Raw genomic sequence first — 16,109 nt, 5'->3', positions numbered from 1 at the left:
TCATGAGAGGAGCCAGCCATCATGGCGACCGCATCGGCAGACATTCCACAGATCCCCACGCTTTCCCTGGCCACAGGAGCCACGATTCCTCAGCTGGGTTTTGGAACCTACAAGATCACTGAGCATGTCGTCGAAGCAGTGTCCAACGCGCTTGCCCTGGGGTACCGCCATCTCGATACGGCACAGATGTACCACAATGAGGCCGAAGTCGGGCAGGCCTGGGCACAGTCAGGCGTTGCGCGTGAAGAATTGTTCATCACGACCAAGCTGGACAACCCCAACCATGAGCCTGATGTGGCGCGCGCCGCCTTCACGCAGTCACTGAAGGATCTGCGCACCGATTATGTGGACCTGTTCCTGATCCACTGGCCACTGCCCACGCTCTACGGCGGCGACTTTGTCACCACGTGGAAGGTGCTCGAGGAGTTCTACGAAGACGGCCGAGCCCGCGCCATTGGCGTGTCCAACTTTGAGCCGCACCACCTGGAGATACTGCTGGAGCAGTCCAGTGTCGTCCCGATGGTCAACCAGATCGAGTCACACCCCTACCTGCTCAACCAGGAGGTGCATGACTTCGATGACAAGCATTCGATCATCACTGAAGCGTGGTCGCCGCTGGCGCGTGGCCGGGCAGCATCTGATGACCGCCTCAGTGAAATCGCGCGCGAGGTCAGTGAGCAGGCGGAGCGCGACGTGTCAGCTGCTCAGGTGGCTCTTCGCTGGGCTTTGCAGCGCGGCGATGTCATTTTCCCGAAGTCCGTGACACCGGAGCGACAGCGTGCCAACATGATGCTCTTTGATATTGAGCTGACCGATCAGCAGATGGCTGCGGTGGCCGCCCTCGACGAAGGGGAAGAAGGCCGCACGGGTGCTCATCCTGACGTGATGGATCGTCTGTGAGCGCGCCACCTCCCTACGCGCCGGAAAAGTCACGTTCGCACACAGGCCTGTGGATCAAGCTTGTGGTGATCGTCGTGCTCGCCGCCGCCCTGGTGGGTGCAGACCGCTACCTGGCACACCGCGTCGAAAGTGACCTCGCGTCCAAGGTTGAAAGCGCGCCTGGCGCGGTCACTACCTCTCAGGGAACCACCGACGAGGGGGGCGCTGCTGACGGCGAGGATGGCGTTGACGTGTCAGTTGTTGACATCCCGTTCCTCACGCAGGTTCTGGGTGGGGCGATTTCGACGCTGGATGTGCATGTGCCCGGATGGGACGTGGATGTGTCCGGGAGCCAGTTACGGCTGAACGATATCGACATCAGCGTGCACAATGTCGGGACGTCCTCGCCCTATCACGCGCAGTCGGTTGAAGGCACCGGGCGGGTCAATCAGGATTCGTTGCAGCAGGTTCTGGATGATCAGCTGCCTCAGTACATCTCAATGCCCGCTACTGTCAGCGTCACCGATGAAGGCGTGAGCCTCGGCATGGAAATCCTGGGCCAGCAGGTCACGGCGATGGCAACACTGGCGATCGGTGACAACGGTCGATCCCTGGTGATCACGCCCACCACCATTCAGGCCGGAGCGCTCAATCTTCCGCTGGATGACCTGCTGACGGAATTCAATCTGGACGATCTGCGCGTTCCACTGGATCCGCTGCCATCCGGGCTCATGATTTCGTCACTGCAGACCTCGGACAGCGGCCAGATCACCGCAACGCTGACCGGCGCTGATATCGATCTGGAAACGCTCTTCCGATAATTGCAAAACCGCATAAGAAACCACCCGCCTGCCGGACTTATTTCAGATCCCAGCAAGCGGGTGGTTCTGTACCGCGCTAGTCGCCGGATCTATGCGGATCCCGGCAAAGCAGAGCGTGAGTACCGCAGCCTTCTGGCCTCAGTGCCTCGGCTCCTCGCGCAGAGGCCGACTTCAGTTTTCGTCGGAGTCGCGCGCGTCAGCTTCGATGGTCTGCGCTTCGTCATGAGCACTGTCCTCCACCGCAACAGCGATCTTGCGCGGTTTGGCAGCTTCTGCGACCGGAATGGTCAGCGTCAGAACACCGTCACGGTACGAAGCGGAAATTCCGTCCAGAGCCACTCCGTTGCCCAGTGTCAGCTGACGGGCAAACGCACCGGATGGGCGCTCGTGGGAGAGCCACTGAATATCTTTGGCTGTCTCCGCCTTACGCTCAGCGCTGATGGTCAGCGTGCGCTCTTCCACGTCAATGTCGATCGTGGAGGGGTCAACACCGGGCAGATCCATCTTCGCGATGAACTCATCGCCGCTGCGGTACAAATCCAGCGGCATGCCGGGGTTGGCCGGAGCCTCACGCATCACTGAGTTGAAAATACGGTCCATGTCACGCATGGGATCAAAACGAGTCACCATAACAATCTCCTTCACTTGTCCAAGGCTCTCGGCCCCCTCGTGACCGCACCTTGGTGGCTCTTTCCAGAGCCTCTATTCGCTTGATGGTTCTAGTCTGCATCGACGAGGATGGCTCCGCAAGCAAAGTTGAGTCTCTTTCACTCAAGGCTGAAAGTTGACACACCTAGACTCAACTTTCAAAAGTAGCTGCACTTGTCGATGACTCACTGTGACGATCACCGAATTGCAGGCCAATGTCCCCCCAACAGAAGTCCCTTCAACTCGCAGGTCTTCATTGTGAGACACCCTCGCAAACAGACGACGCGATCGGTATCGTCGAAGACATGTCCGGATTAAAAGATCTTGATTCAGTTCTTGCAGCGCTTGACGCCACCCCACAGGGTGTCTACGTCTTTGCGTCAGTTCACTCCATTCCTGAGGGGCTCCAGCCTTTCGCAACAATCCAGGAAGAAGAAGGCATCACCGTTGTCGTCGCTGAAGACGATGCGCGCGAAGCTGGCCTGCCGATGGACGAACGCTATGCTCTGATCACGTTGGGCGTGCATTCCGCACTGGATTCAGTGGGCATGACCGCCACCATCACCCAGACACTCGCATCGCGATCCATCAGCTGCAACGTGATCGCCGGCTACTACCACGACCACCTTTTTGTTCACGTGGATCGAGCAACGGAAGCGGCATCCATCCTCGACAATCTGGCACGTCAGGCACGAGGCTGGCTGCCACCAGCCCAGGCCTAGTACCGCGCGGTGCCACGCAGATACGGATCTGGCCACGCCATCTCGGAGCGAAGACGCACCGCCCATACGTGCGGCAGCATCGGATCAGTCAGAAGCGGGCGCCCCACTTCGATCATGTCGGCGCGACCGTCCACCAAAATCTGTTCCGCCTGTTCAGCTCCCGTAATAAGGCCCGCGGCTGACACCGGCACATCGGTAATTCCTGCATCATGCAGGCCTGTGCGGACAGCCTCCGCGGCGAACACCTGATATCCCACGCCACCGTGGATACGGGCATCCGGCACGTTCCCTCCGGTCGACATATTGATCATGTCGACACCGCGAGCGCCTTCGTGAGCACTGAACTCAGTGCCGGGGCGTGCCAGTTCACGGGCAAGACGTACTGTTTCTTCCAGTGTCCAGCCGTCGCGACCATCCTCGGGGTATTCCTTCGTCCAGTCAGTGCCCGACAGGCGCACGCCCAGGACGACCTCGTCGCCAATACGTGAACGGATTTCCTGTGCTATGCGGCGCAGGAAACGCGTGCGGCCCTCGAAGTCACCGCCCCACTTGTCAGTGCGTGTGTTGGAAAATGGTGAGAGAAACTCGTGAATCAGGTAGCCGTGAGCGCCGTGGATCTGCACGCCGTCGAAACCTGCGCGCATGGCCCGCTCTGCCGCGTCACCAAACGCGCGGATCAGGCCGTCAATTTCCTCACCTGTTAACTCACGAGGCGTCCCCAACCGCTCATTGAACGCCACGGCCGACGGGGCAACGGTTTGCCACTCAAGTTCATGGTCGCGTTGATCCGAGATCGGAAGGTCACGCCCTGCCTGGCGTGCCCAGCGGCGAGAATGTTCCACCGCCCAATCCACCGGATCTGACGCCTTACGTCCGGCGTGGCTGAGTTGGATCAGGGCAGTCGAACCGCCAGCGTGGATCGCGTCAGCTACGCGCGCAAAGGCCGGGATTTGCTCGTCAGAATGCAGGCTCAGGCAGTACGGGGAGATACGCCCCTCTGGCACGACCCCGGTCGCCTCGACAATGACGGCTGCTGCACCGCCGAGCGCCCTCGCACCATAATGCACCACATGCCAGTCGGTCGGCTGCCCCATTGTGGGGCCTGACGGGAGGGCGGAGTATTGACACATCGGAGGCATCCACACGCGGTGTGCAATGCGGCGCGCTCCCACTTCAATCGGTTCAAACAAACGCACACGAGCCATGCGTCCACCCTACCGATGTTCGGCGTCCTCACGATAGCCCGACAGCAGTGCACCACTGAATTCACTGAGCGCATACATAGAATCGGGGGAGCTGCCGCCACGAAGCGGCGTCTGCCTCGTTACCCCTGATGAGAGGGCGAACATACGCCGCAAGAGAACAGGAAATTGCTGCCGAGCCTGTGCCGGGCCCGTCAGATGAGGGCGAGTGCGACTACGCTAGGAGGTATGGCGAAGGAGCAAGAGACCCACGACCGGGCCATTGTGCGGCTAGCTGATGGCACCGTCAAACAGACGAACCTGCTGTCCGGCACTGAAGTGTGGACCGTTCCCGGCCGGGGACACCGCCCTTTATCCGTGCCAGTTGAGACGCCCGAGCAGCTCGACCCAGATCAGCACGGCAAATACTGCGCCTTCTGTGAGCAGCGCTATCTGGAGACTCCACCCGAAAAGGCTCGTCTGATTCGCGACGAGGACGGCAACTGGAAACAGCTCGAAGCACTGCCAGCCGATGAGCTGACGTCGACTGTCGCTGAGTTCCGCCGCATCCCAAACCTCTTCGAAATCGTGTCCTACAACTACTGGCACCTCAACCACGGTCACGTTCCATCTGAAGCTGAGCACCGTCGAATGGCTGAATACCTGGCTTCCTCGACTGGCTATGACCACGTGATGCGGGTTGTGCGCGCGCGGATGATGGCGGGCGGCATGTCCGAGGAGGACTTCGATGCTCTGTCCGATTCAGAAAAGCTCCAACAGGCGAACGGGTTTTTCTCCGGTGGTCACGACGTGATCGTTGCGCGCCGACACTATGTTGATGGCGCGACGGATAATACGCAGCTGGCGGGGTCTGGCACCCTCACCCCGGAGGAGCACTATCAGTACACGGCATTCACTACCCGCGCGATGGCTGACCTGTACGGGTTGGATCCTGCTGTCAAGTACGTGGCAGCGTTCCAGAACTGGCTTAAACCGGCCGGCGCGAGTTTCGATCACCTGCATAAACAGCTGGTCGCAATTGACTCTCACGCGGTTCAGACTGAGGCAGAGCTTTCCCGCCTGCGAGCGCAGCCGGATCTATACGACGACATTTTCTCGGTCGGTGTCACGCGACGCCTGCTGATTGCGCAGAATGAGCACGCCATTGCGCTGGCCGGTTTTGGTCACCGCTACCCCACCATTGCGATCTGGCCGCTGGGCGAGCCGGTCAACCCATGGCACGCCTCCGATGAGCAGGTTCGCGGAGTTTCTGACTTGCTGCATGCTGCGCACGTGGCCACCGGGGTCGACGTGCCATGTAACGAGGAGTGGTATCACCGACCGCCCGGGGTGTCGACGCCGATGCGGTGGAGGATTTTGCTCAAGTGGAGAATCTCCACATTGGCCGGGTTCGAGGGCGGCACTCGCATCTACCTCAACACGATCGACCCGTGGACTGTGCGCGAACGCGTTGTGAAGCGCCTGCTCGAAGAGCGCGGAAAGGGCACGATTGCACCGATGAAGATCGGTGATGAATGTTCGGCTGATCCGAGCCTGCTGCACGGCGAGGGGTGACGTTCTGTCCGCGCGACGCGGTCCGACCTTCCACTCCACAATTCCTGGGCAGCAGAGCACAGCGCCGTGCGCCTCACCCTCGAGCAGTGTGCCGCTGGTGTCTCGCAATTTGGGCATATTCCCCCATTAATCTGAGAATTACCTGAAAACTCTTGAGTATGGATTTGATGCCAGCTACTGTGTGGAGAACGTTATTCCGATCAGGGGTGATCCGGTAATCATCCCACCGAAGGAGATGAAACATCATGGCTTCACGTTCACAGATCGCACGAATCGGAGCTGTTTTGGCCATTGCAGGTCTTGCAGTCGCGGGCTGCTCAGGTGGCGGTGCGTCAGACGGCGGCGACATGTCAGTGCCGGGCCAGTCAGAGGTAACTACGGACACCACGACCCAGAGCTGACCCCATCGCTCTGCGAGTGATCAGCGACTGAGCTATTCGTAACCCCGGTGCCCCTGCTGTTTTTCGAAGCAGCAGGGGCACCTTCTGTCACTATCACCCCATCTCTCGTATCTCCTCCACCCGCTCACGTCCCCTCCCCCACTCACGTTCCCTCTCGCACTCACGATCCGCAAACTGACCGCACCACGCCATCTGCTCGCCTCGCGCCCCCGTTTCGGTTTTCCCGCGCAAGACACTCTCTCAGATCTGTCGACTCGCTCGCCTCGCGCCCCCATTTTCAGCTCTCCGGCAGGCAGTGCTTCCTGGTATCTGCGTGCCTGCGCGCACGATGCCCTGGATTTACCCCTCGCGAGTGCACATTCCCCTAGATCTAACCTCCACGGGTGCACATTCCCCTAGATTCTCACTCCTTTTTGCACAATCCCCTAGATCTAACGCCCGCACATTTCACCGCGTTTGTGAACATGCAGGTCACAGGGCATCCTATTTTTCGAGGGTGGCCCCGCCCGCTGTTGATCTAGGGGCTTGTGCATCTCAGCGCCTTAGATCTAGGGGCTTGTGCACCACAGCGCTTTAGATCTAGGGGTTTGTGCACGATGGAGCCTAAGATTTAGGGGTTTGTGCAGCACACAGGCCATGATCCGATCACTGCTCGACCCCGTGACAGGACCACGACGCAACCGGCCAAGCAAGAATAACCGACTGAGGCAAGAATCAACCGGCCGCGACAAGCGCCGACCGATTGACGACATAACGCATTTCGGGGCGGATCGGCACCGTGGCCGCGCACCGCACCGATATTGCAATGCCGGGAAAGCCGCCAAGCGCTGAAAGCTACAGGGAACCGAAAGCCCCCGAGCTGGAGCCGTCAGGAATCAAAAGCACCCGCCCATTTTGGTTGGAGGGTTGATGAGGCTGACCACTGCTCCTCACTCAGTTCCAACGCGCTATCTACGGGAGCTGCCACCCAACTCAATACGCTGTCGCTTGCCAGAGCGGCCGCCTGGTCACCCGGCCATGCGGCCGGCCAGGCAACAGCGTCAAGCGCCATAATGCGCTGTGCCATTGCGCCTTGCACGAAGTCGATCCACGCCTGCGCCCCGGCAGTAGGCAGGGAGCTGGCGGTGGGAACGGTGTCCGCAGTAGCTTGAGCCCCGGTCGTAGCTTCGTCACCCGGCCAGGACGCGACGAACACGGAGCGCTTCACGCAAGTCCCACCGATCAGCGCACCATATGATTCAACGCCGGTGTTGAGCAGCAGCGGCGCATGCGCCAAGTCAGAGGCGGCGACCACGGAATAGTAGGACGGCGCTGCTGTCGACGAGGCTGCTTGGTTGCTTCGCGACGAGGCTGCTGGGTTGCTTTGAGACGAGGCCGGTTGCTCACCTTGAGACCCGGCCGCCTGGCCGCGCGCGCTTTGAGTTCCCGCCGAGCTGTCTTCCGCCGCACCATCGCCCGTGGCGCTGTCTCCAGTTGCGCGCTGGCCACTCGCCCCCTGGGTGTCCGCGCTCACAGGTGCCCCGTGGTCAAGCGCGCTCCACGAGGAGGTTGCGCCGCTCCCCTTGTCGATTCTCACGCCACGCTTTGCGGCGTCCTTCCACCAGGTCGGAGCTTTGTCACCCTTCACGCTCGCCGTTGCCAGCATGAATGCTCTGCCGGCAGCAGAGGTCACCGGGCCGGGAACAGTAAACAGCACGGCATGCGCGTCATCAATCAGCTCATCAAAGGAGGCGGCAGCTTTCCCGCGATTAGCCTCAATAAACAGTCGGTCGACCGCGGCGCACACATCATCACGGCCATAGACCGTTGCATCTTTCAGTCCCAGATCGGCCAGGTCGGCCGGATCCAGTCCCATCAGCACGTCGGGGGTCCCCTCGTCAATAGCGGACAACAGGCTGCCAGCTTCACCACTGCGGCTGATGGGGAGAATTTCGGCCTTGAAGCCGCTGCGTTCGGTGAATTCCTCAAGTAGACGCGGGGGCAGCGAAACCTTGCTATCTGCCACCACGCCGATGCGCACGGTTCCCGTTCCGCGCGTGACGGCAGGGCCTTCGTCAGGTCCAGGGGCACCCTCGGGCCACGACTGGCGCAGCGAATCAGCGGACTGGCTGGTATCGCCTGCTGCGCCCGACATTGACGAGGGGGACGCGCCATCGGCCAACCCGACTGACTGGCTCGACGCGAACGGGTCGGTCACCGCGGTTGGATCGACTGAGGCGGTGCAAGCGCTCAGTGCAAGGGCGACACTCACGCACGCTGCCGCGCCTAGATACATGGGTCGGCGCGCGGATGGGTGTCGGCGCGCTGTGCTGAAGCGTCCTTGTGGCGCAGTGTTCATCGCGGCAGCCTCCCTTGTCGTTTCTGGTTCCATTGTCGCCTGTGCGCGGGCGGTTGCGGCGCATCCAGAGCGTATTTTGCGAACGCGATATTCTTTTTATCACGCGCCGCGCACGCAAATGGGGCATGATTACATCAGAGCCACGCCGCCACGCGTTGAGCTGGCGCTGCGTTGTTCGCCTTTTTGACAACACGTTGAGGAAACGGAGAACACTATGGATATCGGGTGGAAGATTGCAAGCGCCGGGTCAATGGCTCTGTCGGCAATGGTGGCGAACAAGCTGGTCGAAGGCGGTTGGAAGCTTGTCACCGGCAAGCCGATTCCACGCGAAGACGATGACAATGTCCAGATTGTGCAGCTTCTGGCGTTCGCAGCCCTGTCAGCGGTGTGCGTGTCGGTCATTCAGCGTTACGCCATCAAGGGTGCGAAGAAGTGGTACGGACCTGGTCAGATTGACGACTGATCACCACGACGATGTGTGGGCACGACGAATGGTGAATAATGCGTAGTCCCGCATGGTGATCGGAGTTTTCAGTGAGTGAGTTTCATGAGGGGTCGCCGTGCGTTCACTACGGCACTCCGGTTGTCTCTGGTGTGGCGTGGGCGCCCTCGGCGTGGGCCAGGCGCCCGACGCTGCCCGCGCAGGACGAGGCGGAGCTGACGCCTGATCAGCGGCCAGGCGCAATCGACGCGTACATGACGGCAACTGACGTGGTGGCGCAGCGCCTGTTTGAGCGTGCCGAGCACTCTGAAGGCAGCGCGGCCGAGGTTCTTGCCGTCACCGCGTCAATGGCGACCGACAAATCATGGCGCAAGGAGACGGTCAGGTACATCGAGGCAGGCGTTCCCGCTGTTCAGGCAGTGGTACGTGCTACCGCGAAACTGATTGATTCCTTTGAACGCGCCGGTGGCATTATGGGCGAACGCACTACCGACTTGCGCGATGTGCGTGACCGCGTCATCGCTGAGCTGCGCGGGGAGCCGGAGCCGGGTATTCCGCGCACTGATCACCCGGTAGTGTTACTGGCTGATGATCTCTCTCCTGCTGATACCGCAGGGCTTGACCCCTCGATGTATTCCGCGATCGTCACAGAGTTCGGCGGCCCGACCTCGCACACGTCGATCATTGCTCGCCAGCTCGGCATCCCGTGCATCGTGGCGGCCCGCACCATTGGGCAAATTGCCGAGGGTGTCCATGTCCTTGTCGATGCGCATACCGGAACAATTACGACGGGCGCCCGTCACTGTGACGCTCACGACGCAGTTGCTCATGAAGCTGAACGCCTGGCGGCGATCCGTGCCTGGCACGGGCCGGGACGCACGCGCGACGATGTGCGTGTTGAACTGTTGGCAAATGTGCAGGACGATGTGACGACGAGGTTGGCGGCACACTCTGGCGATGCGGAAGGTATCGGCCTGTTCCGCACAGAGTTGTACTTCCTCAACACTCAGGTCGAACCCAGCGTGGACGATCAGGCTGTGCTGTACGGGAAGGTGATGCAGGAGTTCCCTGAATCAAAGGTTGTGGTGCGCACGTTGGATTCCGGCTCCGATAAGCCTGTCCCATTCGCCCCGCTGCTGGAGGAAGCAAACCCGGCTCTGGGTGTGCGCGGTATCCGCACCACTGGCCACAACCAGGAATTTCTGCCCCGCCAACTCGACGCGATTAGATTGGCAGCTTCTTCTGTTGGGCATGAGCATGTGCTCGTGATGGCACCGATGATTTCCACAGTTGCGGAAACCCAGTGGTTTGCCGGCCTTGTCCATGATCGCGGCCTGAAAGCCGGCATCATGGTGGAGGTTCCCTCCGTTGCCATCATGATTGACAAGTTTGCGCCACTGCTGGATTTCGTGTCGATCGGGACGAATGATCTGACGCAGTATGTGATGGCTGCTGACAGAATGTCGCCCCACCTGGCCGAGTACACCGACCCGTGGCAGCCGTCGGTGCTGCGCCTCATTGCCCACACTGCGAAGGTGTGCCGCGAGACCGGCACAGATGTATGCGTGTGTGGTGAGGCTGCTGCTGACCCCTTGCTTGCGTGTGTCTTGGTCGGCATGGGTGTGCAGTCGCTGTCGATGGCATGCCCGGCTATCCCACCGGTGGGTGCTCGTCTGGCGTCAGTGACACTCGAGCAGTGCCAGGCAGCTTCCGTAGCCATCCGTGAGGCAACCAGCCCAGGAGAGGCGCGTCATTTTGCCCGTACCCAACTCCCCCCGCTCGCATCAGCTCACTGAGCGCGCCCAGGAAATGAACTCGTCGGCCGAGTAGACGGGTTTGCCCCACTTTGCGGCGTTCCTGGCTTTGCCGGACATGCTGGTCACGTCCGCAGCGATCAGAACGTCGCATCGCGTCTTTGACACATTGGGCGCGACAGCCAGGCCGCAGGTGTGTGCGAGGTTTTCCATCTGCTCGCGCGACCACACCTCACCGTCACACACAGCCGTGCCGGTGAAGCACACACGCACGGGTATAGCCGCATCACCGCTGTGTTCCTCAATGAACTGCGCCCACGTGGTCTGCTCGCCCCGAGTGCGGTAGTTGATCGCCACTGCGTACCGCCTGCAAAAATCGTCAATGAGCTGCGCGGCGCTGTCACCGAGCGTAAGCCCAGCGACACGTTCTTCGATCAGTGCGGCCACTTTCACCGGATCCCCGTAGGGCACGATTTGTCGCGGTGAGCGCGGCAGGAGCCATGCGGCTCGAGGCTCGTCGACCGGCGTGTATGCCGGTGCGCGTTCGGGCAGACTCGCATCTGCTGCATGTGCTGCGTCGCGCAGCTTTTCGGCCCGTGTGAGCGCGCTTGCTGTGCTTTGTGGCACCTGAACAGTGAGCACTGATTCGAGGGGTGCGACGATGCCGGTACGTTTGAGCTCATCATCCCAGATTCGCAGCATGTCGTCGTGTGCCTGTGCGACGAGGGTGTGGCCGGAAATGCGTTCTTCAACGGCTGGCCATATATCAGCCAGGCGCGGCGCTACCTGCAGGTCAGCGGCACGAATGTCATAGGTCGCTGCGGCATCTCCGATGTCACGCGTCGGGTTGATCAGTGAGGTGAGTGGGGCACCCTCGTCAAATGTGAAGGCGATTTCGAGGGGGCGTATGAACCCGTCGCCGTGACCGCAGGTGAGCGCGCCGCAGTATGCGCGACGGCCAGTGGGCAGGCCGGTTGTGTCAGCCAGGAATGAGCGGATGCGGTGATCGATTTTCACGTCGCGCGGGTAGATGGGGCGTGTCAGCACGAGGCCGTCGAGGCTGCGGCACCGTGACAGCGCTACGTAGAGTTGGCCGGCGGCGAATGTGCCTCCCGACAGGTCGATGACGGCACGGTCGAGGGTTTGGCCCTGAGATTTGTGGATCGTGATGGCCCACGCCAGTTTGAACGGCATCTGCGTGAAGGAGCCGACGACGCTGTGGCGCAGGACTCCACCTTCGACGGTGGGGTGGATGATCTCCCATGCGTGTGGTTCAACGCTGACTGTCGAGCCGTCGCGCAGTTCAACGAGCACTTCGATGTCGTCATCGACACTGCATTCGATCGAGTCAGTCGCGGCGGTCGCGGCGGTGGGGTCGAAAGTGGGAACGCGGCCGGGCACCGTAGGGGCAGTATCGGGCACGGTACCTGCAGTGATGGGGTCGGACGCGGCCTGGTCGATCCCGTCGGCTCCTCCGATCCCGTCGATCCCGACGACGCGCCCGAGCGAGCCGTTCACCCACCTGTCAGCCGGGTCGTTGGTCAGCATCATGACCTGGGCGCCAACTTTGAATGACAGCACGGGGTCAGTCGGCGGCTCGAACTTGTCGAGGTTGCCTGATTGCGCTCCGTGGCACTGGATGAGCGGTGTCGGCAAATCATCAAGGTGTCGCCGGTTGCGCGCACCGACGATCCGGTTTGTCGTGGCGAGCGTGAGCCAAAACTCGTCCTCTGGTGGCGTGAAATCGTGGTTGACCTTGCTGTTCAGGACGCTGGTGATCGAGCGTGTCATGCGCCCCGACCTGATCGCGTTGAGCATCTGCGTCATCTGAGAATCACCGAGCTGGCGAAAAACCTTCGTCAGGTTGACGGTCGGGAACCGCTCGGCACTGTACGCGCTGGCAGAGAAGAAATACGGGGTGCCAAAAGCGGACGCGAAGTAGTCTTCTTCTCCCGTGTTGACCACGGGCGGCAGCTGGTAGAGGTCTCCGACCAGGACCAGTTGGACTCCTCCAAGAGGCTCCCCAGGGTGTGGCCCGTATTTTTCGAGGGCGAGGCACACCTTGTCTAACAGGTCGGCTCGCACCATCGACGCTTCATCAATGATGAGTGTGTCGATTGAGGCCAGCGTGCGCGAGAACCGCGAAGGCTTATACGTGCCGTTTCGCACGTCGTCGATCGTGGTATGCGGGGTGAATGAGAACAGGCGGTGCAGGGTGTAGCCGTCGACGTTGAGCGCTGCCACTCCGGTGGGCGCGGCGACCACGACTTTACGCTCAGTTGAGGCCATGAAGTAGCGGATCAGGGTGGATTTGCCCGTGCCGGCGTTGCCGGTCAGGAACAGGGACCTGCCGGCTTCCAGCATGTCGAGTGCCCGACGGAATTCGTCGGTGATCTCGATGGGTGGGGTGCTCACAGGGTCATGGTCTCACAGCCCACCGGCATCTGCGGACTGCGAGTGTACGGCAAGGTCGCGGCCATCGAACAGCGGCAACAGCGCGGCGAGATCTGTTCGCTGGCCGGATGCCTGGATCAGGCCGGCGGCGTCCCCCTCGTCCCACGACAGGTCGCCGGTTGCGAGGCGCAGCCACGTGGGCATCGACATTTCGACAACGGCAGGTGGGGTACCTCGACGGTGAGTGGTACCTTTCAGAATCTGGACGGCTCCGGCAGGAGGGACGCGCACTTCGACCGCGCGACCGGGGTGACGCTGCTCGAGCTCCTCCAGACAGAAACGCACTGCCGTCATCTGCTGACGGCGCGGGGTGTCATCGCCCTGTTCGCGCCACGTGCGCAGTGCATCCATGCCGGCATCGAAGTCGATTTTTCGTCGAGGCGTCATGGCGACCATTCTAGGCGCTGATATACAGCTCAGGCCGTGTCATCAGGTATGCGTTGAAGTATGCGAGCTGTGAGCGCAGGTCTTTTTGTGCCATCGCTGTGCCGTAGGGCGATTCTCTGGCTCCGGCAATGATGGTGGGCTTGTTCCCCAGGGGTTTGATCCGTAGAGTCGCGACATCCAGTCGAGGGCGTTCCTGAGAGCTCCGGGAATGGATCGGTTGTACTCCGGGGTCACGATCAGTACGGCGTCTGCTCTCTCAACATAGGACTTTCTACCTAGACGGCGCTAAAATGAACCTGCACAGCGAGTTTCACAGTTGAGACGCAGGGGCATGAAAGCAAGGATGCATACCTGATTGCACCGTCGCCTCGTCGCTGAGCTGAAAACAACCAGAAAGGTATCAACATGGACGGAACAATGCGCGCCCAGCGCTTCTACGCCGACAGCAAGACCATGAAGGTTGAAGACATCCCGATCCCCTCCCCCGGACCAGGCGAGGTCCTCATTAAAGTTGCCTACTGCGGCATCTGCCACTCTGACCTGTCACTGATCGACGGAAACTTTCCACCACAAGTTGACGTGGTGACGCAGGGCCATGAATGCTCGGGTGAAATCGCAGAGCTGGGCGAAGGTGTCACCGGGTGGAAAGTGGGCGACAAAGTTATTCCCGTGTCCGGCAGGTCGTGCGGCGAGTGCCGTGAATGTCGCCGCGGCAACGAAGGAGCCTGCCAGAATCTTGAGCTGATGGCGTTCGCCTATGACGGCGCCTGGGCGCAGTACACCATCACTCCCGCTGCTGGCCTCACGCGAGTTCCCGAGGGTGTCCCGATGGATCAGGCAGCGATCCTGGCTGACGCTGTTGCTACACCTTTTAGCGCGGTCAAGCGCACAGGGCGGGTGTCGATCGGCAATGCGGTTGCGGTGTGGGGCCTGGGCGGCGTGGGAACGCATATCGTTCAACTCGCCAAGCTCGCCGGCGCTATCCCGGTCATCGGGATTGACATTAACGACGCGGTCTTGGAACGTGCGAAGGAGTTGGGTGCTGACTATACGTTCCGGTCAGATGATCCGGACTTGATGGAGAAGATTACGGAAGCGACGGGCGGGCGAAAAATCGATGTCGCGTTCGACGCCGTTGGTTTGCAGTCCACGTTCAAGCAGGCCATTGCCTCGTTGGATTTCAATGGGCGAGCTGTCCTCGTTGGCCTGTCAGGTCAGGAAATTGACGCTGGCCCCATCTTGTCTTTCGGTTTGCAGCGCAAGCAGGCGTTCGGCCACCTGGGCTACAAACCTGTCGACATTTACCTGTTGGCAGAGCTGTTGAAGGACGGGCGTCTTGACCTGTCGCAATCGATCTCTGGTGTGGTCCCATTGTCTGAGATCGAACGCGGTATTGAAATGATGGAATCGAAGGAGGGCAACCCGATTCGAATCCTCGTCGATCCGTGGAAATAGTTCCCCAATGATCCCGCCTCGGCGGCATGCTGTGTGAAGGAACGCATCGCTGAGAAGTTAGGCCGTCACATCACGAACGCCCAAACGTAGTGAGTCGCTGGAACTGCTTAACCTCGGGTGGGCGTCAGTTCTACGAACTGACGCCCACATTTGGGATCAGTAAGCGCGAGTTGTATGCGCTGATCGCCCTGCTCCTTCACAATAGATAGCGGGGGAATTCGAGATGGATGACGTGGATTTTCAACAAGCAAAGGCGATGTACATAGCCGCTCGCAAGAATGAGCGTGCACGTATCCGAAGCGCTCTGCAGGTTGCGGGATTCCAAGTCAAATCAGGGAACAACGCCGGGCAAGGATTAAGATCCTACACAAGCGGCGGCCGTCTTTTGCCACCTTTTGACCTTTCAAATTGGATGTGGATTGAAGCACAGCGTGATGGCGTGTGCAAGACGCCGGTTCAGCGAATCATCGGAAACAGAACCGATAATCGTCGCCACTGGCAACATCATGAGAGATATTCTTTCATCTGCCGCCAATACCAACCAGCAATGCACGAACGTTCGCACCCGCAGTTATGCGCGAAATTGATCGTCGATACCTGTTCTTGTCGTGCCTACTCGCAGTCCTTTTCACTCGCCAATGCTCAGTCTCTCCATGCCCTTGAATCAAAAGACATTTCGTCCTAAAAACCTCAGCACGAAAGCAACTATAGCCCTATAGAACGGTTCGCACCTCGACAGTTTCACGTTGAAATGTCACTCAACAGCAAGCGTAGCGCTCGTTCAACGCTGTCCTATCGTCGATCGAGCCAATGGGGAGAGTAGCAGTGGGACCCCTAGAACACGTTCAATATCGAGCAGCTCCCTTAGTATCTCCAACTTCGAGATTACTCGCAAAATAACAGCGATGTGACGCCACTTAAATAGTAACAACATCAATCTCAGCGAAAGAATATTGGAACTGTACTCAACAGAACAAAACAAGAGTCGCCAAGACCCCGGTCCCTTTAAGAAGAAACTCTCTCTATACCGCGTATCTCGAACGTCCATTTTC

General features: G+C 60.2%; 14 protein-coding genes and 1 pseudogene. 9 read left to right on the top strand and 6 right to left on the bottom strand.

Going from position 1 to position 16,109, the window contains the following annotated elements; all coding sequences use genetic code 11:
* The first annotated feature begins 21 nt into the window (after positions 1-21).
* Both AC1DA5_RS06160 and AC1DA5_RS06155 read left to right on the top strand, forming a co-directional pair.
* The gene (locus tag AC1DA5_RS06160; protein WP_070727714.1) at positions 22-900 is read left to right on the top strand and encodes an aldo/keto reductase; all 879 of its coding nucleotides are present in this window, start codon (positions 22-24) and stop codon (positions 898-900) included.
* A complete protein-coding gene (locus tag AC1DA5_RS06155; RefSeq protein ID WP_070727718.1) occupies positions 897-1,700 on the top strand; it encodes an LmeA family phospholipid-binding protein in 804 nt (267 codons plus the stop codon). Before AC1DA5_RS06160 ends, AC1DA5_RS06155 begins: the two co-directional genes overlap by 4 nt.
* A gap of 171 nt (positions 1,701-1,871) precedes the next feature.
* Here the strand turns inward: AC1DA5_RS06155 and AC1DA5_RS06150 are convergent, their stop codons facing one another.
* A complete protein-coding gene (locus tag AC1DA5_RS06150; RefSeq protein WP_070727721.1) occupies positions 1,872-2,330 on the bottom strand; it encodes an Hsp20/alpha crystallin family protein in 459 nt (152 codons plus the stop codon).
* A 323-nt stretch (positions 2,331-2,653) separates the two neighbouring features.
* Here AC1DA5_RS06150 and AC1DA5_RS06145 point away from each other — a divergent pair, with 323 nt between their 5' ends.
* On the top strand, positions 2,654-3,070 hold the full coding sequence (locus tag AC1DA5_RS06145; RefSeq protein ID WP_070727963.1) for an ACT domain-containing protein: 417 nt from the start codon (positions 2,654-2,656) through the stop codon (positions 3,068-3,070).
* Here AC1DA5_RS06145 and AC1DA5_RS06140 read toward each other — a convergent pair.
* Positions 3,067-4,275 (bottom strand): oxidoreductase, encoded by a 1,209-nt coding sequence (locus AC1DA5_RS06140; RefSeq protein ID WP_070727724.1) that lies wholly within the window; start codon positions 4,273-4,275, stop codon positions 3,067-3,069. The two genes, AC1DA5_RS06145 and AC1DA5_RS06140, sit on opposite strands and share 4 nt — an antisense overlap.
* Positions 4,276-4,500: 225 nt before the next feature.
* On the opposite strand from AC1DA5_RS06140, the gene AC1DA5_RS06135 reads away from it, so the two are divergent.
* Positions 4,501-5,826, top strand: coding sequence for a DUF4921 family protein (locus tag AC1DA5_RS06135; RefSeq protein WP_070727727.1), 1,326 nt, complete (start codon positions 4,501-4,503; stop codon positions 5,824-5,826).
* 245 nt (positions 5,827-6,071) lie between these two features.
* Positions 6,072-6,227: a hypothetical protein gene (locus AC1DA5_RS06130; RefSeq protein WP_157843524.1), complete on the top strand. Its 156-nt coding sequence runs from the start codon at positions 6,072-6,074 to the stop codon at positions 6,225-6,227.
* A gap of 868 nt (positions 6,228-7,095) precedes the next feature.
* Here the strand turns inward: AC1DA5_RS06130 and AC1DA5_RS06125 are convergent.
* Positions 7,096-8,565: a type 2 periplasmic-binding domain-containing protein gene (locus AC1DA5_RS06125; RefSeq protein WP_092648842.1), complete on the bottom strand. Its 1,470-nt coding sequence runs from the start codon at positions 8,563-8,565 to the stop codon at positions 7,096-7,098.
* Positions 8,566-8,779: 214 nt separating this feature from the next.
* On the opposite strand from AC1DA5_RS06125, the gene AC1DA5_RS06120 reads away from it, so the two are divergent.
* Complete coding sequence (locus AC1DA5_RS06120) at positions 8,780-9,028, top strand: DUF4235 domain-containing protein (protein ID WP_070727732.1); 249 nt, start codon at positions 8,780-8,782, stop codon at positions 9,026-9,028.
* Between the two features lie 71 nt (positions 9,029-9,099).
* Positions 9,100-10,803 (top strand): phosphoenolpyruvate--protein phosphotransferase, encoded by a 1,704-nt coding sequence (locus AC1DA5_RS06115; RefSeq protein WP_070727734.1) that lies wholly within the window; start codon positions 9,100-9,102, stop codon positions 10,801-10,803.
* Here AC1DA5_RS06115 and AC1DA5_RS06110 read toward each other — a convergent pair.
* From AC1DA5_RS06110 to AC1DA5_RS06100, 3 genes and pseudogenes are all read right to left on the bottom strand, one after another.
* On the bottom strand, positions 10,792-13,176 hold the full coding sequence (locus tag AC1DA5_RS06110; RefSeq protein ID WP_480289554.1) for an AAA family ATPase: 2,385 nt from the start codon (positions 13,174-13,176) through the stop codon (positions 10,792-10,794). The two genes, AC1DA5_RS06115 and AC1DA5_RS06110, sit on opposite strands and share 12 nt — an antisense overlap.
* Before the next feature lie 12 nt (positions 13,177-13,188).
* A complete protein-coding gene (locus tag AC1DA5_RS06105; RefSeq protein WP_070727965.1) occupies positions 13,189-13,602 on the bottom strand; it encodes a sterol carrier family protein in 414 nt (137 codons plus the stop codon).
* Between the two features lie 42 nt (positions 13,603-13,644).
* A pseudogene (locus AC1DA5_RS06100) lies at positions 13,645-13,851 on the bottom strand (NAD(P)H-dependent oxidoreductase); the annotation flags it as partial.
* Between the two features lie 156 nt (positions 13,852-14,007).
* On the opposite strand from AC1DA5_RS06100, the gene AC1DA5_RS06095 reads away from it, so the two are divergent.
* Positions 14,008-15,057, top strand: coding sequence for a zinc-binding dehydrogenase (locus AC1DA5_RS06095; protein WP_092648844.1), 1,050 nt, complete (start codon positions 14,008-14,010; stop codon positions 15,055-15,057).
* Positions 15,058-15,280: 223 nt separating this feature from the next.
* Positions 15,281-15,742, top strand: a complete 462-nt coding sequence (locus AC1DA5_RS06090) for a hypothetical protein (RefSeq protein WP_141757415.1) — start codon at positions 15,281-15,283, stop codon at positions 15,740-15,742.
* The last annotated feature ends 367 nt before the right edge of the window (positions 15,743-16,109 follow it).

The sequence above is a fragment of the Pauljensenia sp. C0254C2 genome, from assembly GCF_056583835.1.
This window is presented reverse-complemented; position numbering and strand designations above follow the sequence as displayed.